At 65.0% G+C, this 21,322-nt stretch carries 20 protein-coding genes and 1 tRNA gene; 11 read left to right on the forward strand and 10 right to left on the reverse strand.

Going from position 1 to position 21,322, the window contains the following annotated elements; translation table 11 throughout:
* Positions 1-2 precede the first annotated feature (2 nt).
* The 4 genes from GQO94_RS03025 to GQO94_RS03040 are packed head-to-tail and all read right to left on the reverse strand — an operon-like array spanning position 3 to position 6,052.
* Entirely contained in the window at positions 3-854 is an 852-nt protein-coding gene (locus GQO94_RS03025; RefSeq protein ID WP_156839668.1) for a metallophosphoesterase, read from the reverse strand.
* 24 nt (positions 855-878) lie between these two features.
* The gene (locus tag GQO94_RS03030; protein WP_156839669.1) at positions 879-2,627 is read right to left on the reverse strand and encodes a cytochrome c3 family protein; all 1,749 of its coding nucleotides are present in this window, start codon (positions 2,625-2,627) and stop codon (positions 879-881) included.
* Between the two features lie 9 nt (positions 2,628-2,636).
* Positions 2,637-3,506, reverse strand: coding sequence for a hypothetical protein (locus GQO94_RS03035; protein WP_156839670.1), 870 nt, complete (start codon positions 3,504-3,506; stop codon positions 2,637-2,639).
* Positions 3,506-6,052, reverse strand: coding sequence for a cyclic nucleotide-binding domain-containing protein (locus GQO94_RS03040; protein WP_156839671.1), 2,547 nt, complete (start codon positions 6,050-6,052; stop codon positions 3,506-3,508). The genes GQO94_RS03035 and GQO94_RS03040 overlap by 1 nt, the downstream gene beginning before the upstream one ends.
* Before the next feature lie 196 nt (positions 6,053-6,248).
* Between GQO94_RS03040 and GQO94_RS03045 the strand changes: the two genes are divergently transcribed.
* The gene (locus tag GQO94_RS03045) at positions 6,249-7,109 is read left to right on the forward strand and encodes a tetratricopeptide repeat protein (protein WP_332310828.1); all 861 of its coding nucleotides are present in this window, start codon (positions 6,249-6,251) and stop codon (positions 7,107-7,109) included.
* A 246-nt stretch (positions 7,110-7,355) separates the two neighbouring features.
* Here GQO94_RS03045 and GQO94_RS03050 read toward each other — a convergent pair whose 3' ends face one another.
* The 5 genes from GQO94_RS03050 to GQO94_RS03070 form a co-directional block, all read right to left on the reverse strand.
* Complete coding sequence (locus tag GQO94_RS03050; RefSeq protein WP_198045776.1) at positions 7,356-7,958, reverse strand: Pycsar system effector family protein; 603 nt, start codon at positions 7,956-7,958, stop codon at positions 7,356-7,358.
* Positions 7,959-7,975: 17 nt separating this feature from the next.
* Positions 7,976-9,331, reverse strand: coding sequence for an NADP-specific glutamate dehydrogenase (gene gdhA, locus GQO94_RS03055; protein ID WP_156839673.1), 1,356 nt, complete (start codon positions 9,329-9,331; stop codon positions 7,976-7,978).
* A gap of 65 nt (positions 9,332-9,396) precedes the next feature.
* The gene (locus GQO94_RS03060) at positions 9,397-9,702 is read right to left on the reverse strand and encodes a TrbC/VirB2 family protein (RefSeq protein ID WP_156839863.1); all 306 of its coding nucleotides are present in this window, start codon (positions 9,700-9,702) and stop codon (positions 9,397-9,399) included.
* 8 nt (positions 9,703-9,710) lie between these two features.
* Positions 9,711-10,343: a lytic transglycosylase domain-containing protein gene (locus GQO94_RS03065; protein WP_408636583.1), complete on the reverse strand. Its 633-nt coding sequence runs from the start codon at positions 10,341-10,343 to the stop codon at positions 9,711-9,713.
* Between the two features lie 150 nt (positions 10,344-10,493).
* A tRNA-Thr gene (locus GQO94_RS03070) sits at positions 10,494-10,568 on the reverse strand.
* A gap of 120 nt (positions 10,569-10,688) precedes the next feature.
* On the opposite strand from GQO94_RS03070, the gene GQO94_RS03075 reads away from it, so the two are divergent.
* Genes GQO94_RS03075 through GQO94_RS03115 form a run of 9 tightly spaced genes read left to right on the forward strand, consistent with a single transcriptional unit; the run spans position 10,689 to position 18,580 of the window.
* Positions 10,689-10,880 (forward strand): hypothetical protein, encoded by a 192-nt coding sequence (locus tag GQO94_RS03075; protein WP_156839674.1) that lies wholly within the window; start codon positions 10,689-10,691, stop codon positions 10,878-10,880.
* A 33-nt stretch (positions 10,881-10,913) separates the two neighbouring features.
* Positions 10,914-11,606 carry a 2,3-diphosphoglycerate-dependent phosphoglycerate mutase gene (gpmA, locus tag GQO94_RS03080; protein WP_156839675.1) on the forward strand — a complete coding sequence of 231 codons (693 nt, stop codon included), beginning with the start codon at positions 10,914-10,916 and terminating at the stop codon, positions 11,604-11,606.
* Between the two features lie 37 nt (positions 11,607-11,643).
* Positions 11,644-12,099, forward strand: coding sequence for a 5-(carboxyamino)imidazole ribonucleotide mutase (gene purE / locus GQO94_RS03085; RefSeq protein WP_198045786.1), 456 nt, complete (start codon positions 11,644-11,646; stop codon positions 12,097-12,099).
* A gap of 40 nt (positions 12,100-12,139) precedes the next feature.
* Positions 12,140-13,195 (forward strand): 5-(carboxyamino)imidazole ribonucleotide synthase, encoded by a 1,056-nt coding sequence (locus GQO94_RS03090; RefSeq protein WP_156839677.1) that lies wholly within the window; start codon positions 12,140-12,142, stop codon positions 13,193-13,195.
* A gap of 1 nt (position 13,196) precedes the next feature.
* Complete coding sequence (locus GQO94_RS03095; RefSeq protein ID WP_156839678.1) at positions 13,197-13,682, forward strand: dihydrofolate reductase; 486 nt, start codon at positions 13,197-13,199, stop codon at positions 13,680-13,682.
* A gap of 22 nt (positions 13,683-13,704) precedes the next feature.
* Positions 13,705-14,637, forward strand: a complete 933-nt coding sequence (locus GQO94_RS03100; protein ID WP_198045777.1) for a bifunctional riboflavin kinase/FAD synthetase — start codon at positions 13,705-13,707, stop codon at positions 14,635-14,637.
* A 16-nt stretch (positions 14,638-14,653) separates the two neighbouring features.
* Positions 14,654-17,635 carry an isoleucine--tRNA ligase gene (gene ileS / locus GQO94_RS03105; RefSeq protein ID WP_156839679.1) on the forward strand — a complete coding sequence of 994 codons (2,982 nt, stop codon included), beginning with the start codon at positions 14,654-14,656 and terminating at the stop codon, positions 17,633-17,635.
* Entirely contained in the window at positions 17,632-18,156 is a 525-nt protein-coding gene (lspA, locus tag GQO94_RS03110; protein ID WP_232332749.1) for a signal peptidase II, read from the forward strand. Before ileS ends, lspA begins: the two co-directional genes overlap by 4 nt.
* Positions 18,157-18,160: 4 nt before the next feature.
* Entirely contained in the window at positions 18,161-18,580 is a 420-nt protein-coding gene (locus GQO94_RS03115) for a DUF3035 domain-containing protein (protein ID WP_156839681.1), read from the forward strand.
* A gap of 523 nt (positions 18,581-19,103) precedes the next feature.
* Here the strand turns inward: GQO94_RS03115 and GQO94_RS03120 are convergent.
* A complete protein-coding gene (locus tag GQO94_RS03120; RefSeq protein WP_156839682.1) occupies positions 19,104-20,432 on the reverse strand; it encodes a hemolysin family protein in 1,329 nt (442 codons plus the stop codon).
* A gap of 192 nt (positions 20,433-20,624) precedes the next feature.
* Between GQO94_RS03120 and GQO94_RS03125 the strand changes: the two genes are divergently transcribed.
* Positions 20,625-21,299, forward strand: a complete 675-nt coding sequence (locus GQO94_RS03125; RefSeq protein ID WP_156839683.1) for an OmpA family protein — start codon at positions 20,625-20,627, stop codon at positions 21,297-21,299.
* Positions 21,300-21,322 lie beyond the last annotated feature (23 nt).

The following is a 21,322-nucleotide window of genomic DNA, read 5'->3' on the forward strand; positions in this document are numbered from 1 at the left end:
CCTCAGCGCTCGCGTCGCTCCCGGTCGATCAGTTGCACCACCGGCAGGAATTTCTCGTCGTAGCGCGCGAGGATCTGCGCGCCTTCGACGCCTTCCATGTGCGAGATCAATCGTCGTCCGTCCCAACGATGCAGCGTGAGCACCGGCGGCTCGTTGGAAATCATCGCCCGGCCATCGGGACGCGTGATATCGATGGCCGTCAGGTCCAGCGCGGCGAGTGGGGCCGTCGATCCCGCCACCGTCAGCGCGATGCCGTTCCACACCGTGCTGATCGGGCGGTGAAGATGGCCGGACAGGATCGCGACGACCTGATCGTGCCCCGCGACGGTTGTGGCAAAGCGTTGGATCCAGGGTTCCTCGGCGCCGCTGTCGAGCCAGGCGATCCCCGATTCAAACGGCGGATGATGCATGACAATGATACAGGGGCGGTCCGCACGCGGCGCCAGCGCCTTCTCGAGCCAGTCCGCGCGAACCTCGCAGAACGCACCGCCGTGACGACCCTCCTCGAGCGTGTCGATGACGATGATGCTGATCGCGGGGTAATCCAGCACGTACTGGACGAAGCCGTCCTGCGCCGGGACTTGCGGAAACGCCTCGATCAGCGCGCTGCGCATGTCGTGATTTCCCGCCGCCGGCCAGACCGGGTAGGCGCAGTCCTGCAGCGCCTCCTGCAAGAGCGCATAGCTTTCGCGATCGCCGTACTCGGTCAGATCGCCCGTCAGCAGCAGGAGATCGGGCCGGTCCGGGCCGTCGTTCAATCGGTTCAAGACGGCGCGAAGCCGTCGCAAGTTGTGTTCGTCGGCGTTCCCGCGGTCGAAGCCGACATGGATATCCGTAATCTGTGCGATCAGCACATGAGCCTTCCTGTCTCCCGCGCTCTAACTCGCTTCGTTCGTTTTCTTCTTATCGTTGATCGTCGTCTTGGCTGGCTTGGAATCGTCGAATTGGGAGAGAACTCCTTGCGCCGGCGTATGGAAGCCATGGCACATCGCGCACGTCGAGGGAATTTTGGGGGCCCTGGCGTCCTCCCCGAGGTGGCAGGTGCGGCAATCCTTCACGCCGGGTAGCAGCAAGTCGGTGTTGCTGGTCGAGGCGTCCGCCAGATGGCAGGTCTCGCATTTTTCCTGGCTGTGCGGTTCGTGATCGAACCAGCCCTTGTGGAAGTAGCGCGTCTGCAGCGTCACCGGCATCACTCCGGGCTTGCCGCCCTGAAACTCGGGACGATGGCATTCGCCGCAAACACCCTGAGGCGACAGCGCCGTGCGCCATTGCAGTCCGCGCCAGACCGGCGCCGAGAAGGCGAAGCGGTACGGTCCCTCGGAATAGAGCCCGGGCCGGCGCCGCGGATTGGGCAGCGGCCGCGAGACGTCCGCGGAATTCAGCTCGGCGACGATCTTCTGGATATTGCCATGGTCGAGCTTGCGGAACTGGCCACCGACTTCATCGAAGGACAAGCTGTGACAAGCCTCGCAATCGCGGTCCATATCGACCTTGACGAACCGGGCGCCGTCCTGGGTCGGATGGTGGCAATCCTTGCATTCCATCCCGTTGGATCCGTAGCCGCGCTCCGCACCGATGTTCGCCGCCATCCGCGCAACCCCGCCGCGCGGATCGAGATGGAGCTTGTGCGGGAACTTGAGGCCGTTGTCCTCTTTCAGGTCGCCGTCGAGCGGCACGCGCTTGATCGTCCTGGTTGCGGGATCGGCGACGATCGCCGGCATGAATTGCGGGTGCTCCAGGCCGAAATCGGACGCGTTGCCAAGCCGCGTGTCGGCCAGGTTGCTTTTGAGATCGGCATGGCAGTCCGAGCAGAACTGCTGGTTCTCTGCTTGCAGTTCGACCGGGCCCTCGTGCTCGCTATGGCAGTCCGAGCACGAGTCCTGCCCTTCCTTGCCGAACGTCTCCGCCACCGACCACAAGAGCTTGGTACCCCAGGGCTGGTTGCCGTGCGCGGCGAGCAACCGCTCGCGGCTGGCGTGGTCGTGCGTGTCCTTGTGGCAGGACTTGCAGGTCTCGTCGCGGACCGAAACGAAAGCATCGACGTGGCAAGATTCGCAGCTGTCCTTGAGCGAATGGTGCGCCAGGCTGAGCTCTCCGGTGCTCCATGCGGCATCGCCGATCACTTTTTCCTTCGCCGCCGCATCGCGCGTGGCGTGGCTGATGATCGGCACCGCGAGGAACGCAGCGAGAATGACGAGCACGAGGGCCCACGAAATCCAGCGCTTGCTCGGCAGCACGCCAGCGAGCGAGAAGCCCTGCTTTTCCTCGAGATCCCCGCCGACCGAGGCGGTCTTGCGCACGGTGAGAAGGACATCCTCGCCTTCGCGCCCGATCGTGATGCGATACGTCGCAAATCCCAGTTCGGCGCCGATTTGCGGATCGATTTCCGCCGCCTTGGCATCGGTTCCATCGACGCTGAAGCCGAGCGTACCAGTGGCCTCGATCGCGACACGTCCACCCGCGAGCAGGCTCATCCGCGCGTGCCGCGATTCGAGCGCAAGATCGGGCAGATGGATGTCGCACTCCGCCGAGCGACCGATCGTCAGGACATTGCTTGCCAGGTCCGTATCGCGAACGATTTCGCGCCCGGTGGCCGTAACGTCGATCGACCTGAGCTTGAACGCCATCGCCGCGGCCTACCAGTAGAAGAAGACGCTGACGATGTGCGCGGCGAGCGCGGCGATCAGGGCCAGCGTCGCGGGGACGTGCACGAATAGCCAGGATTCCAGCAGCGCCTTGAGCTTCATGTGCCGGCGGATGCGCTCGAGCTGCCCCTTGCGCCGCATCAGCAGGCGCTGGACGCGCTTCGCATCCTTGTCGGACGCAGGCACGTCGTCGAACACGGCGATGGCCCGTGTCGTCTTGCAGCCGGGGTAGTAGTTGAACGTGCGCCGCCAGAAGCCCGCCGAGAATGGGCTATCGCCCAGCGCCGCCAGCACCGTATCGGCCTGATCGCGCGGCAGTGGCTGCGCCGCCTCGTTGAGCTGGCGGTCGAGCGCTTTCAGGCCTTCGAGCATTTGTCGCTGCGTCATCTCACGGCGGTTGAGGCTGAGTTCGGCCGGGATCGTGCTGTAGAACCAGATGCCGACGATGCCCGAGACGATCACCAGCATCATCAGCGCATAGGCCAGTGTATGCACGTTCCAGCCGAGCTGGAAACCGGTGTGGAGTGTGGCGATGACGATCAGTGAAAGTCCGAGATAGACGTGCGCCGACGTCCAGGCCTTCAGCGACCAGCCACCCTCGGTGATCGCACGCTTGCGAAAGCCCAGCAGCGAGAGCCACACGATCAGCCCCGCGCCGATCGTCCCCAGCGTGTAGCCCACCCAGGTCCCGCCATTGGGGCGCGGCTCGACGTCGATCAGGAAATAGGCGGCGATGCAGACCAGCATCAGCAGGCTCGACAGCTTGAGCCAGCGGAAGCTGCGATGCTGCAGGAAGCTCTCGTGGTCGGTGCGGAATTCGCGGCCCGCCTGGAGCGCGCCCGAGGAGAGGTTGGTCGCCATCAGCCTTCGTCCACCATGTTGGTGACCGAAAGGAACACGTCGGGCGAGACGCGGATCGCGGCGCCGGTCGGGCACGCGCGCACGCAGCTCGGACCGCCTTCGATACCAGTGCACATGTCGCACTTGATCGCCTTCTTGACCTGATCGCCCTGCGAATTCTTCTTGCGCCACAGCTTCGAGGCCTCGCCCGGGCCCGGCCCCTTGCCGAGGAACATCCAGGCGAGCAGCGATGGTTTCTTGGGCGGCCGGGCGTCCATCCGGATGACGCCGTAGGGGCAGTTGCGCTGGCAGTTGCCGCAGCCGATGCAGGTCTCGTCGATCGAGACTTCGCCGTCGGGCCCGCGATGCAGCGCATTGGGCGGGCAGTCGGCCATGCAGTGCGGGTGTTCGCAATGACGGCAACTGGTCGGCACGTGCAAGTGCGCGAACGTCAGTCCGGCTTCGCGATCGAGCCGCGAGAGGCCGTCGTGGCTGTCGGCGCAGGCCTTTTCGCAATTGTCGCAGCCGACGCACAGCGTTTCGTCGATCAGCAGCACGTCGGTCGCCTCGCCGATGCCTTGCGAGACGAGGAAGTCGGCTTGTTCGGAATAGAGCTGAACGATCGTGGAGAAGTTCTCCTTGCGCGATTCGATCATCTCGTTGGTGCGGCGGCGCACTTCCATCTCCTTGCGCGCCGATGCGAACAGCGCGGGCTTCGCCTGCAGCACGCGCTGGAAAGCCTCGCCGTCGAGCTCGATGACGTCGGATTTGATCGCCGCGCGCACCGTTGCCGAGCGTGGGAGATCGTCGATCAGCGCCATTTCGCCGACATAGGAGCCTGCGGGCAGGTAGGAGAGGAACACCGGCTTGCCGCCGATGTTCTTCTCGACCGTCATCGATCCGGAACGGATGACGAAGATGTTCTTGCCGCGATCGCCCTCGGTGATGATCTCGGTGCCTGCCGGGATCGTCTTGAACTTGGCAGTGGCCATGACTTCGGAAAGGTCTTCGGCGGTGAGGCCCGATCCGAACATCTGCAACAGCTGTCGCTCGGTCGAAATCCGCTCGATCTCGCGCTTGGCGGGCGGGACCTGGCTCATCAGCTTGAGCGCGGCGTTGCGGCTGATCTCGACACAGATCGTCTGCTCGGCGGCGACCACGGTGGCGCTGCGGCGGCGGCCGGAAATCAGGCCGACTTCCCCGAAGATCGAGCCTTGCGGGATCGTCACCGTCTTGGTCGGATCGTTCTTGTCGATCCGGACGGACACGCTGCCCTCGACGATGGCGAACAGCGAGGAGCCCGGCGCGCTCTTTTCGAAAATCGTCTCTCCCGCGGCATAGGCACGCATGTCCGAATCGAGCATGAATTCGCGCAGCTGCAGCGTGCTCATGTCGTGCAGGATCGAGACGTTGGCCTTGAGATGCGCCAGCCAGTCCTCGACCGACTTATTGTGCGGCAGTCCCGCAAAGGTCTCGACCAACAGCGGTTCGTCGGCGGGCTTGAGCTCGGTGTTGCCGTTGATGAACTCGACGACGTCGTAGCCCTGGTTCATGCAGTGCTTGATCAGCGGATAGCCCGCCAGCGCGCCGATCACGAAGATGCCGGGCGCGGTCGATTCGAACACCGGCGAAAGCGTTGGATAGGCCTGGCGGTCGTCGCTGGTGAACTCGATGCCGCACTGTTCGACGAACGTGCGCGGCGGCGCCGAACCGATGCGTGCGATCACGCGGTCGCATTTGATCCGCTCCTCGCCGTCGCGCGTCGAAAGCGTGACCCAGCCTTCCTCGACTTGCTTGATCTCGGATTCGTAGCGGATCGTCAGCTTGCCCTCGGCATCGTCCTCGATCAGCGCCTTGGCATTGGGCTCCTTGGCGTTGGCGAAGCTTTCGCGAACGTTGGTCGACTTGGGCTTGCGGTTGAGAATCGAGACGACGTTGCGCTGCGCCGGATCCTCGGCCAGACCGCGCGCGTTCTCGATCCCCGCATCGCCCACGCCGACGACGACGATATGCTCGTCCAGCACTTCGGTCGGATCGTCGAGCTGGTACGTCACATGCGGCAAGTCGCCGCCGGGCGCAGTGACGAGCGTCGGGTTGCCTTGCGTGCCGATGGCGAGAATCACCGTTTCGGCGATGATCGTCTCGCCGCTCGTCAGCTCGATTTCGTAAGGCGGTTCGTGGCGCTGGATTTCCTGTACCTCGTCGGGCTTGCCGCGCCGGCGCATGACGATTTTCTGGACGCTGCCCGGGATCGCCGGACCGGTGCCGCGGATCGCCTTGACCTCGGCGTTGTACTTGACGTTGATCTTGAGCTCGTCGGTACGGCCGACCCACTTTTCCAGGATCTGTTCACGCTTGCCGGCATCGAACTCGTGATCGGAGCGCAAGATCAACTGGTTGGGCGTCGCCATGACGTGCTTGCCCTTCTGATACTTGTAAATCGTATCGGACAAGTGATCGGTCTTCTCGAGCAGAACATGCGGGATGCCGAGCGCGGCGGCACGCCCCGCGGCGCTCATTCCGGCCGGTCCGGACCCGACAACAGCTATGCGAACGCGAGTTTCCACCCCTTCACCCCCGTCACAGCCCCAAAAGCGATTTGCCCTTTCCTGCAAATCTGCCCTCTGCAAATTCGCGCAAATCCCCTAGGCAGACCGAACATCGCCCCTCGGTTTCCCACCTTGTAATGAACGGTATTCGCCGATGATACAACACGCCACGAAAACTTTCCGACTAGGGAAGGTATTGCTGGTATTGGCTGCAATGGTTGCTGCTTTCGCCATAGTCTTCGCGATCTCGCGCAATCGTGGCAACGAAGCTTCTGATACCATTGCAACTACGCCAGCCGGGTCGGGGGACATCATCTCCGACCTCGAGGCCAAAACGCGTGCGAATCCGAGGGATGCGGCAGCCTGGCAACAACTGGGCATGGCCTATTTCGAATCGGACCGGTTCGCCGACGCGGCGCGCAGCTACCAGACCGCGGCCGAGCTCGATCCGGGCCAGGCCATCGTATGGTCGGCACTGGGCGAGGCGCGGGTCATGGCGAGCGAACGCGATCCGATGCCAGCCGATGCTGCAGAGGCATTCGAACGGGCGCTGACCCTCGATTCGAAGGATCCACGCGCGCGGTATTTTCTCGCCGTGCGCAAGGACCTGGCGAACGATCATCGAGGCGCGATCGCCGACTGGCTCGCCCTGCTCGAAGACACCCCCGCCGACGCCCCCTGGCGCACCGATCTGATCCGTACGATCGAACAAGTCGGCAAGATCCACGAAATCGACGTGACGAAAAAACTGGCCGATGCCGGCGCCAAGTCTCCTGCGGCCGCGCGGCCCGTCGCCGCTCAGGCGATACCGGGACCGAGCGCGCAGGACCTGGCTTCGGCCTCGAACATCCGGCCTGCCGAACAGCAGCAAATGGCCGAAGGGATGGTCGCGCGGCTCGAACAGCGGTTGCAGACCGAGCCCGCCAACGTCGATGGCTGGATCATGCTGATGCGCAGCCGGGTCGTGCTCGAACAGCCGGCGCAGGCGCAAAAGGCCCTGGCCGATGCGGTCAAGGCGAACCCGGCCAAGGCCGAGTATTTGCGCCAGCAAGCGGCGATCCTCGGCATCAAGTAAAGCGGTCGGTGCCGGGGTGACCGAACTTCAGGCCGAGGGGAGATGACCGGCGTTCAGGGCGTGATGGCCGGCCCTGTCATGTCTTGAAGCACCACACCATTGCCCATCCCGTCATGCTGAACTTGTTTCAGCATCCATGGTGCCCCCTCGGGCGACCTGAGCGGGCTGGCGGGATGGATCCTGAAACGAGTTCAGGATGACGATACGCGGATGGCCAGGGATCCCGACTCACTCAGGCAATGCGCGCTAGAGCGTGACCGCACCGATCAGCGTGCGATTCTCGAACAGGAACAGCACGAAGGCGACGATCAGCCCGACGCGAAAAACATTGAAGGCGTACCCGAGGTAGCGGTATTTCTTCGCGCTCAGCACCGCGCCGTTCTGATAGATGTCGCGCAGCATGGTCGACAGCACCCGGCCGTCCGTCTGGGAGCGGACCATGATGCGTTCGACCCATTCTTCCTGAGCCAGCGACGTATAGGTGCCGAAGAACAGGAGATTGGCATCGGGTCGGTCGAGGTCGATCATGGTCGCGGTCTTGGGCACCACCGCCACGATCGCGAGCAGCGCCGAGAAGAACGCCGTGACGGCCAGCACCAGCAGCGAGACCGAATATCTTCCCCCGCCGAACTGCCCGACGGCCAGCGTGAAAGCGAGGAAGTTGGCGCCCAGCAGGATGTTGGCCTTCTGGTCGGCCATCTGGCTGAGCGCCATGTGATTGGTCATCGCGGTGCGCACGAGATGAACCGCGTGCGGACTGTAGCGCGTATCGTCGAAGCGGAATTCTGCGGGGACCGGATCGTCCGCCGGATGCCTGTCGCGACTGCCTTCGAATTCGGTTTCCGCCATCGATGATCCCTGTTGCCCTACACCACTCCGAACGCCAGCATCGCGTCGGCCACTTTCTTGAAGCCGGCGATATTGGCGCCCTTTACGTAATCGACATAGCCCCCGCCCATCTCGCCATAAGTCAGGCAGTTCGAATGAATGCCCGACATGATGTCCTTGAGCATCTGCTGCAGTTCCGTCTCGCTCCACGAGCGTCGCTCCGAGTTCTGACTCATCTCCAGACCCGAAACCGCGACGCCGCCGGCATTTGCGGCCTTGCCCGGCGCGAACAGGATCCTGGCGTCCTTGAAGACGTGCACGCCTTCCAAATTGGTCGGCATGTTGGCGCCTTCGGACACGCCGATGCAGCCGTTGGCCACCAGTGTCCTGGCATCGTCGCCCAGCAATTCGTTCTGCGTGGCGCATGGTAGAGCCACGTCGCACGCCACGCCCCACGGCGTCTTGCCCTCGTGATACGTGGCGCCTTTGAATTCGTCGCAATAGTCCGCGATGCGGCCGCGGCGATAAGTCTTGTGCTTCTTGACCCAGTCGATCTTTTCGAGCGTCAGCCCCTCGGGATCATGGATGAAGCCCGCCGAATCGGACAGCGTGACCGGCTTGCCACCCAAGTGCACGACTTTCTCGGCCGCATGCGTCGCGACGTTCCCGGATCCCGAAATGACCGCGGTCTTGCCCTCGAGCGTCATGTCCTTGACCGCGAGCATGTTCGCCAGGAAGTAAACCGCGCCATAGCCGGTCGCCTCGGGCCGGATCAGCGATCCACCGTATTCCAGCCCCTTGCCGGTCAGCACGACGGTGAACTGGTTGGTGATGCGCTTGTACTGGCCGAACATGTAGCCAATCTCGCGCCCGCCCACGCCGATGTCGCCTGCCGGCACGTCGACGTCGGCGCCGATGTGGCGATAGAGCTCGGTCATGAACGATTGGCAGAAGCGCATGATCTCGCGCACGCTCTTGCCCTTGGGATTGAAGTTCGATCCGCCCTTGCCGCCGCCCATCGGCAAACCGGTCAGCGCGTTCTTGAAGGTCTGCTCGAAGGCGAGGAACTTCAGGACGCTTTCGTTCACGCTCGGGTGGAAGCGGATGCCGCCCTTGTAGGGGCCGATCGCGTTGTTGTTCTGCACCCGATAGCCGCGCTGGACGCGAATGTTGCCGTTGTCGTCCTCCCAGCAGACGCGGAACGAGACCACCCGATCGGGTTCGGCGATCCGGCGCAGGATCTGCTGCTCGTGGTATTCTTCCTTGTCCTGGATGAAGGCGAAGATGTCCTCGGCGACTTCCTGCACCGCCTGCACGAACTCGGGCTGGTGCGGATTGCGCCGTTTGACGCCTTCCATGAAGCCGTTGAAATCGACGTGATCGGTTATTGCCATCGGATCCCCCCAGTCTGTGGCCGGGTGGTTTTTCGCGCCGGCCGGTTTTTATCCCCGTCCTGCGTTCACCCTCCCGCCGCGGATTGGATGCCCGTAACGATCGCCCCCGCGCCGAACAGAATGAAGACGCCGATGATCACCGTCGCGCCGAACCGCCAGTTGAGCCGTCCGGTCAGCATCATGAAGCCCACTGCGGCGACCGCCATCACGGCCACCGCCGTCGCGACGTTGCCCAGCAGCGTCCCCTGGAGCCAGGCCAGGGCATTGACGATCGGCCCGCTTCCGGCGGGATCGGCGGTTTGCGCCATCGCGGCCGGCGCGAACCCGACGAAGGCCGCGAGCAGCGCTGCGAGACGGCTCGCCGATGCCAGGACGCGCGTCACTGGCGCACCGGATCGGTCAGCCGCGCCATGATCGAGGCGACGTAGAGCTGGGTTTCGCGGATCGCGGGGATGCCGCCGGCACGGACCACGCGTCCGGGCCCGGCGTTGTAAGCGGCAAGCGCCTTCTCGATATCGCCGCCGAACGCGTCGAGCTGCATGCGCAGGTACCGCGCACCGCCCTCGAGATTGGCTTCGGGGTTGCCGGGATCGACGCCCATCTGCCGCGCGGTGCCGGGCATCAGCTGCGCGAGACCGCGCGCACCCACCGGCGAGACCGCGCGCTCGTTCCAGCGGCTTTCCTGCCAGACGACGGCTTCGAGCAGCGTCGGGCTGATATCGTATTTGGCGGCCATCGCGGCGACATGCGCCCGCCAGCGGTCCGGGCCGGCCGCGTCGACCGCCTCGGTCAACGACTGGGGGTGCAACGCGGCGCCATCGGGAGCGAAGGCGGCGATCTCATCCGGAGTCAGCACCCCGTCGGTCTGCGAAGATGGCTGCGGGCCGCCTGCGATCCACGCATAACCATCCGTACCGACTTCGAGCACATCGGCTTGCGCGGGCGCAGCAGCCACCGCCGCTCCGACTGCCAGCATGACGGCAAAACCGGTCCTGCCCGTACGCGTGATCAACCCCACCGAATCGTCCTTTTCCCGCACCCGGTGGAGCGCCCCTATCGCATTTGCGGCGGGACTGCCAAGGCGTTGTCTTTCAAGCAAAGCAATTTCATGCGGGGCGGTTGGCCCGATGGCGCAACCGGCGGCCTTCGGGGCCTGGGACCGTGGTGCTGCTGGGGAGGATTGAACTCCCGACCTCACCCTTACCAAGGGTGCGCTCTACCACTGAGCTACAGCAGCGAAAACGGTCGCCGACAGCGCGAAACGGGGCTGTTCGGCAGGCGGGCGCTATTGTGCGCGAGAGGGGTCATTGTCAAGCGCGCCTTGCATCTCGCGGTACGATTGCGGCATGAGGTGGCGATGTCCGAAGGCTCCGCCCCCGCTTCACGTCAGGCCCCCGCTTCGCGTGAGGAACGCCTCGCCGCGAAGCTGCGCGAGAACCTGCGCCGCCGCAAGGCGCAGTCCCGGCAATGGCAGGACAACCCCATAGAAGCGGCCGCGGACGCCGAAAACGAATCGAGCGCCCTTCCCAAGAGCGACCCGAAAAGCTAGGGGGTGCCGCTCCTGAACCAGGGAGCATATGCCTTGCCTCGCCTCGTACTTGTCCGCCACGGCCAGAGCCAGTGGAACCTCGAAAACCGCTTCACCGGCTGGTGGGACGTGGACCTCACCGAAAAGGGCGAGGCCGAGGCCCGCGCCGCGGGCGAATTGATGCGGGCCAAGGACGTCATTCCCAACGTCGCCTTCACTTCGTACCAGACCCGCGCGATCCGGACGCTGCATCTCGCGCTCGAGACAGCGGGATTGCTCTGGATCCCCGAGACCAAGGACTGGCGCCTCAACGAGCGGCACTACGGTGGTCTCACCGGGCTCAACAAGGCCGAGACCGCCGCCAAGCACGGCGACGAGCAGGTCAACGTGTGGCGCCGCAGCTTCGACACGCCCCCGCCCGAGCAGGAACGCGGCAGTGAATTCGATCTGTCGGCCGACGCGCGCTATGCCCGGATCGAAGTGCCGATGACCGAAAGCCTCAAGGATACGATCGCGCGCGTGCTGCCCTACTACGAAAGCAGCATCGTGCCGCACCTCAAGGCGAGCGCGAAATCGACCGTGCTGGTATCCGCGCACGGCAATTCGCTGCGCGCGCTGGTGAAGCATCTTTCCGGCATTTCGGACGACGAGATCACCGGCCTCGAGATCCCAACCGGCCAGCCGATCGTCTACGAAATGGACGAGGAGCTGAATGTGCTCGACCGCTACTACCTATCGGAGCGTTGAGTTGAGCGCAGCGCCTGCCGTTCCCGTCGCGATCGTCATGGGCAGCCAGTCCGACTGGCCGACCATGGAATGCGCCGCGCAGGTTCTGGAGACGCTCGACGTCGCATACGATGCGCGGATCGTCTCCGCCCACCGCACGCCCAAGCGGCTGGTGGAATTCGCCGAGGGCGCCGCGGACGAAGGTTTCAAGGTGGTGATCGCGGGCGCGGGCGGCGCCGCGCATCTGCCGGGCATGATTGCCGCGATGACGCATTTGCCGGTGCTCGGCGTGCCGGTGAGGTCCAAGGCGCTTTCGGGGCAGGACAGCCTGCTGTCGATCGTGCAGATGCCCGCCGGCATTCCCGTGGGCACGCTGGCGATTGGCGAGGCGGGCGCGACCAACGCCGGGCTGCTGGCCGCCGCGATCCTGGCGACCACGGACGCCGCGCTGGCCGACCGACTCAAGGCCTGGCGCGCCGCCCAGACGGAGCGTGTCGCGGAGCGTCCGGCCTGATGCTTGCGAGCTTGTCGAAGAGCCACCAAGACCGGTCCGCATGATTCCTCCCGGCGAGACGATCGGCATTCTTGGTGGCGGCCAGCTCGGCCGGATGCTGGCGGTCGCGGCGGCACAGCTCGGTTATCGTTGCCATATCTATGCGCCCGAGGCGGATTCGGGCGCGGCCGATGTTGCCGCGCAGTTCACTTGCGCCCCCTGGGACGATGCGGCGGCGATGGCGCGCTTCGCCCACGACTGCGCGGTCATCACGTACGAGTTCGAGAACGTGCCCGTGGGCCCGCTCGCCGCTGTCGGCGAAGTGCCCTTGCGGCCGCACCCGCGCGCGCTCGAGACCGCGCAGGACCGCTTGGCGGAAAAGCGCTTCGTCAGCGAACTCGGCGGCACGCCCGCGCCTTATGCCCCGGTCGACAGCGCGGACGATCTCGCCGCCGCACTGCGCGAGATCGGCACCCCCGGCATCCTCAAGACGCGGCGCGACGGCTACGACGGCAAGGGCCAGTGGCGCATCGGCTCGGCCGCGGAGGCCGCCGCGCTCGACGTGCCCGACGTGCCGATGGTCTACGAAGGCTTTGTCGACTTCTTCGCCGAATTCTCGGTGATCCTCGCGCGCGGCACGGACGGATCGCTCGCGTTCTACGATTCGGCGCGCAACCGGCACGAGGACGGAATTCTCGCGCATTCCTCCCTACCCGCACCCGCCGCGGTCATGGCCCAGGTTCCCGCCGCTCGCGAGCTGGCCGCCCAGGTCGCACAAGGGCTCGGCTATGTCGGCGTGCTGACGCTGGAATTCTTCGCGACCGAGGCAGGGCCGGTGTTCAACGAGATGGCGCCGCGCGTGCACAATTCGGGGCATTGGACGATCGAAGGCGCGACGATCTCGCAATTCGAAAACCACATCCGCGCGATCTGCGGCCTGCCGCTGGGCGAAACCGGGCTGGTCGCGCCCGGCGTCGAGATGCGCAACCTGATCGGCGAGGACGTGGCGGACTGGCAGGCGCTGCTCGCCGATCCGGCGAACCATCTGCACCTTTACGGCAAGGCGGATATCCGCCCCGGCCGCAAAATGGGTCATCTCACCCGGTTGACGGCCTGACATGGCGCGCGAAGTCGTTTTCATCTACGCGCGCGCCGCGAACGGCACGATCGGGCGCGATGGTACGCTGCCCTGGCATATCCCGGCCGACCTCAAGCACTTCAAGCGGCTGACGATGGGCAAGTCGATGATCATGGGTCGCAAGACTTTCGAAAGCCTCGGCAGGCCGCTGCCCGGACGTCGCCACATCGTTCTGACGCGCGACACCGATTGGCGCGATCCGCGCGTCGATATCGCGCATGCCCCTTCGGGAGCCCTGGCGCTGGCGGGCGACGGCGAAGTCGCGGTCATCGGCGGGGCGCAAATCTACGCCGCGATGATGGACCATGCCGACCGGATCGAACTGACCGAAATCCATGCCGACTACGAAGGCGATACCCACCTTCCGCCGCTGGGCCCCGAATGGCGCGCAGTCCGCCGCGAGAGCCACGCGGCCGCAGACGGCACCCCGGGGTACGCATTCGTCAGTTACGTCCGCGCGACATAGGCCCTATAGCTCGCTCCCGACCATGATTCGTCTCGATCACCGCGAACCCATGCCCGAAACCTTGCGCGGCGCGATTCTTGCGCTGGGCAACTTCGATGGTTTTCATCAGGGCCACCAAATGGTCGTCGGCGAAGCCGTACGCTGGGCGCGCGCGGAAGGCCGCCCGGCGGTCGTGGCGACGTTCGATCCGCATCCGGTGCGCTATTTCCAGCCCGACACCGCCCCGTTCCGCCTGACCACGCTCGACCAGCGCCAGGAACATTTCGCCGCGGCGGGGGCGGATGCCATGCTGGTGTTCCACTTCGACGAGAGCATCGCCGGCATGCCGGCGTCGCGCTGGGTCGAAGACGTGATCCACGCGCATCTCCAGTTCGCGGGCATCGTGACGGGTGAGGACTTCGTTTTCGGCAAGGGCCGCAGCGGCACCGCGCAATCGCTGCGCGAACTTGCCGAACCGCTGGGCATGGAAACGCGCGCCGTGCCCGCCGTGCTCGATGCGGACGGTCCGATTTCGTCGAGCCGGATCCGCGAGGCACTCAAGGCGGGGGACTGCGCCACCGCCCGCCGCCTGCTGACGCGGCCCTTCGCCATTCGCGCGACCGTGCAGCACGGCGACAAGCTGGGGCGCACGATCGGCTATCCCACGGCCAACCTCGACCTCGGCACCTATCTGCGGCCGCGCTACGGCATCTATGCCGTCACTGGCCTGCTCCCCGGCGGGCGCCAGGTGATCGGTGCCGCCAATCTCGGCGTGCGCCCGACCTTCGATCCGCCCAAGGAACTGCTCGAACCGCACTTCTTCGATTTCGACGGCGAACTCTACGGCGAGGAAATCGAAGTCGGCTTCCACCACTTCCTGCGCCCCGAGGCCAAGTTCGACAGTCTGGACGCATTGAGCGCGCAGATGGAGCGGGATTGCGAGACCGCGCGCAAACTTCTAGGTGCGCTGCTTTAGATTCAAAGCGGGCACCATGAGCGAAGAGCGCGACTACAGAAACACCGTCTTCCTGCCGAAGACGGATTTCCCGATGAAGGCCGGCCTGCCGCAGAAGGAGCCCGGCATTCTCGCGCGCTGGATCGCGGACGATCAGTATCGCCGGTTGCGCGAGGCGCGCGAAGGTCGCGAGAAGTTCATTCTCCACGACGGTCCGCCTTACGCCAACGGTGATATCCATGTTGGCCACGCGCTCAACCACGTCCTCAAGGACATGGTGGTGCGCACCCAGACCCTGCTTGGCAAGGACGCGCCTTACGTGCCCGGCTGGGACTGCCACGGCTTGCCGATCGAGTGGAAGGTCGAGGAAGAGTACCGCAAGAAAAAGAAGAACAAGGACGAGGTCCCGGCCGAGGAATTCCGCGCCGAATGCCGCGCCTATGCGCAGAAGTGGGTCGATGTTCAGCGCGAGCAATTGAAGCGTCTCGGCGTCGGAGGTGACTGGGATCACCCCTACCTGACGATGGATTATGCAGCCGAAGCGACCATCGTGGCCGAGCTGATGAAATTCGCCGAATCCGGCCAGCTCTATCGCGGCGCCAAGCCGGTGATGTGGTCGCCGGTGGAGAAGACCGCGCTCGCCGAAGCCGAAGTCGAGTACGAGGACATCGTCTCGACCCAGATCGACGTCGCCTTCGAAATCACCGAAAGCCCGATCGAGGACCTGGTCGGCGCCCATGCGGTGATCTGGACGACCACGCCGTGGACGATCCCCGTCAACCAGGCGATCGCCTATGGTCCCGAGGTCGAATACGTGCTGCTGCGCTTCGACGAGATGGCCGCTCCCTATACGCTGCTGGTGGCGATGGACCTGGCGGAAGCCTTCGGAGCGCGCATTGGCCATCCGGTGGTCTACACCATGGGCGACACGCAAGGCACCGTCACCGCGCTCAAGTCGATCATGGGCAAGGATCTGGCGGGAACAGTCGCGCGGCATCCGATGGCGAACTTCTTTCGTCAGTCCCGCGAAGGGGATGACGAATTGGAGGGAGCAAGCGACGCCCTCAACATCGACGCTGCTTCGCCCCTGGCCGAATTCTTCCTGCGTCCGCGCCCGTTCCTGCCCGGCGACTTCGTCACCACCGAGAGCGGCACAGGCCTCGTCCATATGGCGCCCGATCACGGCGAGGACGACTTCGACTTGTGCAAGGCGCATGGTCTCGAACCCGTTTTCGCCGTCGAAGGCGACGGCAAGTATCGCACCGACTGGGCGTGGCTTGGCGGTCAAGGCTCGGTCATCAATCCCAAGTTCAACGCGCCCGACGGGCCGATCTGCCTCGACCTCCAGGAAAGCGGCAAGCTTCTCGCGGCATCCGCCGACTATAAGCACAGCTATCCGCACAGCTGGCGTTCGAAGGCCAAGGTCGTGTTCCGCTGCACCCCGCAGTGGTTCGTGCCGATGGACAAGGAGCCGTCCGTCGCCCCAGCGAAAGCTGGGGCCGCTGGCCAACCAGGCGCGACGCCGGAAGAGATCCCAGCTTCCGCTGGGAGGACGCTCAGGCAGACCGCGATGCAGGCGCTCGCCGATACGCGCTTCGTGCCAGCCAAGGGTCGCAACCGCATCGGCGCGATGGTCGAGGGGCGGCCCGACTGGGTGCTCTCGCGCCAGCGCGCCTGGGGCGTGCCGATCACGCTGTTCGTCGATCGCAAGACCGGCCAGTACCTCGCCGATCCGGCGGTGAACGCCCGCATCGTCGCCGCGGTACGCGAAGGCGGGGTCGATGCCTGGACCGACGCCCGCGCGCAGGAGTACCTCGGCAACGAATATTCCGCCGAGGATTACGAGCGCGTCTCCGACATTCTCGATGTCTGGTTCGATTCGGGTTCGACTCACGCCTTCGTGCTCGAAAGCGGTAAGTGGCCTGACCTCTTGCGACCGGAAGGCTACGAAGGCCCGCCCGCCGACCTCTATCTCGAAGGTTCGGACCAGCATCGTGGCTGGTTCCAGTCCTCGCTCCTCGAATCGTGCGCGACGCGCGGCCACGCGCCTTACAAGGCGGTACTCACCCACGGCTTCACCATGGATGCCAAGGGCGAGAAGATGTCCAAGTCCAAGGGCAACACCGTCAGCCCGCTCAAGGTCATGGAGCAGTACGGCGCCGACATCATCCGCCTGTGGGCGCTGTCGGTCGATTACACCGAGGACCACCGCATCGGCGACGAAATCCTCAAAGGCGTCGGCGACCAGTACCGCAAGCTGCGCAACACGTTCCGCTACCTGCTCGGCGCGCTCGCCGATTTCGACGACGCCGAGCGCGTCCCGGTGAGCGAAATGCCCGAGCTGGAACGCTACGTGCTGGCGCTGCTGGGCGAGCTTGATGCGGAGCTGCGCCAGGCGGTCGATGATTTCGAGTTCAACGATTACGTCCGCGCGCTGGTCGAGTTCTGCAACGAGGACTTGTCCGCGTTCTTCTTCGATATCCGCAAGGACAGCCTTTACTGCGACGCGCCGACCGACACGAAGCGCCGGGCCTACCGCACGGTGCTCGACACGCTGTTCCACGCGCTGGTGCGCTATGCCGCGCCTGTGCTGGTCTTCACCGCCGAGGAGGTTTGGGGCACGCGTTATCCCGATGGCGGCAGCGTGCATTTGCTCGAATGGCCTGAGGTGCCTTCGGTCTCATCCACCAGCGAGGATTGGACGGCGCTGCGCGACTTGCGCGAGGACGTGACCGAGGCGATCGAGCCGCTGCGCCGCGACAAGGTCGTGCGCTCGAGCCTGCAGGCCGAGGTCACGGTGCCGGATGCGGGCGTGCCCTCGGGCTTCTCTGAGGTCGATCTGGCCGAGCTGTTCATCACCGGGACAGTGCGCCGTGGCCAAGCAAAAACCGTGAGCGTGACCCCGACCGACGATGCCAAATGCGGCCGCTGCTGGCGGCATTTGCCCGAAGTGTCCGAGGACGGCGCGTTGTGCGATCGTTGCGAGGCTGTCGTCGCCGAAATGGATGCCACCGCGTGACGCCGGTCGCACGCAACCGGGTGATCGGCCTCGCCTTCGCGCTTGCGATCTTCATCATCGATCAAGCGGTGAAGCTCTGGGTTCGCAACGGATTGCATCTCAACGAGATACGCCTCTACGAGCTGCTGCCGTTCTTCGATCTGCGCTGGACCGAGAACTACGGCGTGTCGCTCGGCATGCTGACCGCGACCTCGGTCGAGATGCGCTGGATCCTGGTGGCGATGACGAGCGCGATCGCGCTGTTCGTGTTCGTGTGGATGCTGCGCGAGCGCAAGCTGATCGACATTGCCGCGCTGGCGCTGGTCCTCGGCGGCGCGCTCGGCAACATCCGCGACCGCTATCTTTATGGCTACGTCGTCGATTATGCCGATCTGCATTTCGGCGAGTTCCGCCCCTTCCTGATCTTCAATATCGCCGATGCCGCCATCACCATCGGCGTCCTGATAATCCTTGCCCGCTCGCTGCTTTCGCGCGAAAAGCCCGATCCTGCCCGCGAGCCCGACATCGTCCCGGAGAGTTGAACCAATGCGCATTCCCACCAAGCCCGCCACTCTGGCGCTTGCCTGTGCAGGCGCGGTCCTCCTGTCCGGCTGCGGCAGCACCGGCCTGTTCAACCGCGACCGTCCCGACGAATTCGCGGTGCAGCGCCAGACCCCGCTGATCGTGCCGCCCGATTTCGCGCTGAGCCCGCCCAAGGAAGGCGAACCGCGTCCGTCCGAGCGCGCGCTGCAGCAGCAGACGCTCGACGCGCTGTTCGGCGGCCCGTCCGCACGCAGCCAGGTCGAGAGCGACACCTTGTCGCGCGCCGGCACCCCGGCCCCGGCGATCCGCTCGACGGTCGGCGACATGCAGACCAACACCGTCGCCAAGGGCCAGATCACGCGCCAGATCCTTTCCGCTCCGGAAGGCGACGGCCGCGACGCACAGGCCACGCTCGGGGCGTAAGCGCCGGCGCGGCTCGGTCGCCCACGGGTGATCGGGCGTATCGAGGCCGTCCGAAGGTGACAAAGGTGACACCTTGTCACCCTGCCGCGCGAGGCCAATGCCTTGAATTTCCTGGGAAAGTTGGCGATTCGCCAGGGTGACACTTGCGCGCGGCGTTTTCGTCCAGGATGCGTCGTGGGTCATCGCTGCGTATAGTATGGGCTGCGGGCGGTGTAGGACAGCGCGGCGTCGGATCGCGACGGTTGAGCGCAGCCACCAGTGAGCGGGACCCCGGATCAGGTCCGGGGTGACGGTGGTGAAAGCCGCTAGCCTCCCCCCTAATCGTCATGCTGAACTTGTTTCAGTATCCATGGTGCCTCTTGGTCCAGACCTGTGCGGATGGCGAAATGGATGCTGAAACAAGTTCAGCATGACGGGCGTGGTGGGTCGTGAGATTACGCCCGGCGCCAGTCCCGGCGAAGTCTTCGGCGCTGAGGCCCGGTGCTTCGTTCCCGAGGCCCACCGAACCCGCCCAGGCAAGCCCTCAGTCGCCCGCAGCGTCGTCCTCTTCGTCGTCGCTCGGGACTTGCGCGACGAGCAGCTTGTCGATCCGCAGGCCGTCCATGTCGACGACTTCGAAGCGCCAGCGCTGTTCGATGAAGTATTCGCCTTCGCGCGGCACTTTCTTCATCACCGCGAGCACGTAGCCTGCCGCCGTCGCGAATTCGCGATCTTCGGGCAGGAAAATTCGCAGCCGTTCGGCCAGCGAATCGACCGGCATCCCGCCCGAGACCAGCAGAGAGCCATCCTCGCGCTCGACCAGCAGCGGATCGTCGCCTTCGTCCTGGTGGCTGACAAAGGTGCCCGCGATCGCGGTCAGCACGTCGGTCGGCGTGACGATCCCATCGAAATGGCCGTACTCGTCATGCACCATCGCCATCGGCACTTCGGCCACCTGCAGCTTGCGCAGCACGTCGATCGCGTCGAGCTGATCGGGAATGACTTCGGCCTTCTTGATCAGCGAGGAAATCACGACATCGCGCCCATCGATCAGCGAGGCGAGCACGTCGCGCACCTTGAGCACGCCCACGATCTTGTCGACCGACCCCGCCGCCACCGGCAGCAGGGAGTGCGGCGTCGACAGGATCATGTCGCGCAGTTCCTCCTCGTCGGACCCCACGTCGAGCCAGTCGATTTCGGTGCGCGGCGTCATCAGTTCGCGCACGGGACGTTCGGCGAGCCTGAGCACGCCCGACATCATCGCCCGCTCTTCTTCCTCGATCACGCCCGAACGGGTCGCTTCGGCGAAGATCATCTGCAGTTCTTCGGCAGTGATGCGCTGGTCGCCCGCGCGGTTCACCCGCAGGATCCGCAGGAGGAAGTTCGACGACCGTTCGAGCAGCCAGACGAACGGCGCCATGATCCGGGCCAGCAGCGCCATCGGACGCGCCATCACGATCGCGATGGCTTCCGCCGCCCGCAGCGCGACTTGCTTGGGCACGAGCTCGCCGATGACGAGATTGCCGTACGTCGTCAGCACGATGACCAGCGCGAAGCCCGCCTCGTTCGCGAATTGCTGGGGAACGCCCACTTGCGCAAGCCGCTCTCCTACCGGACCGCCAAGGCTGGCGCCCGAGTAGGCGCCGGCGATGATGCCGACCAGCGTGATGCCGATCTGCACGGTCGAAAGGAATTTACCGGGGTCGGCGGCCAAGGCGAGTGCGGTCTTGGCCGCGCCGCTGCCCCGTTCGGCGCTCATCTGCAGCTTCGCGGTGCGTGCGGACACGATCGCCAGCTCGGACATGGCAAACAGGCCGTTGAGCAGGATCAAACCGACGATGATGAGGAGGTCAGGCCAGGGAAAGGGCGTCACAATGCGGCCCCGCTAGCAGAGATTTGCCCGAACGCGAAGCCAGGATCGCATGGTTCTTGTCCACGATCGCACCAGAAGACTGGAACAGGTGGTGCGCCTGGGCGTTGTTCGCACCGTCATTCGCTTGGCATTCATGTTCACTACTGCACGCAAAGCGCCGTTACGCGTCACCTACCGAAAGGCCATAAAGCCATGAAGAAATCCCGCCTGCTTACATCTGCCGCCGCCGCGCTTGCGCTGGTTACGGTCTCGGCCTGCGTCACCGATCCCAACACCGGCGAGCAGAAAATCTCGCGCACCGCGATCGGCGGCGTCGGCGGCGCCGGGCTCGGCTATCTGCTGGGAAGCGTGATCGGCGGCAAGACCGCCCGTATCCTCGGTGCCGGCATCGGCGGCGTCGCGGGCGGCGCGATCGGGTACCAGAAGGACAAGCAGATCCGCGAGCTCAAGGAACAGACCGCCGGTTCGGGCGTCGACGTTTCCGATACGGGCGACGGCATCCTGCTCAACTTGCCGGACGTGACGTTCGCGGTCGATTCGACGGCGATCTCGCCCTCGTTCCAGACGACGCTCAGCCGCGTTGCGCAGAGCATGAACCAGTATCCCAACAGCCTGATCGACGTTTACGGTCACACCGATTCGACCGGTTCGGACAGCTACAACATGGACTTGTCCAAGCGCCGCGCCGATGCGGTCGCGCGCTACTTGATCGCGCAGGGGGTCAATTCGGCTCGTATCCAGGCGCAGGGCATGGGCGAAACCTACCCGATCGCGGACAACACCACCGAGCAGGGTCGCGCGGCCAACCGCCGTGTCGAAATCAAGATCACGCCGGTTTCGACCGACGACGTCAATTCCGCGCGCTAAAGCCAGCGTGTGATGAACCGATC

The organism is Novosphingobium aquimarinum (assembly GCF_009746585.1).
Classification (GTDB): Bacteria; Pseudomonadota; Alphaproteobacteria; order Sphingomonadales; family Sphingomonadaceae; genus Novosphingobium; species Novosphingobium aquimarinum.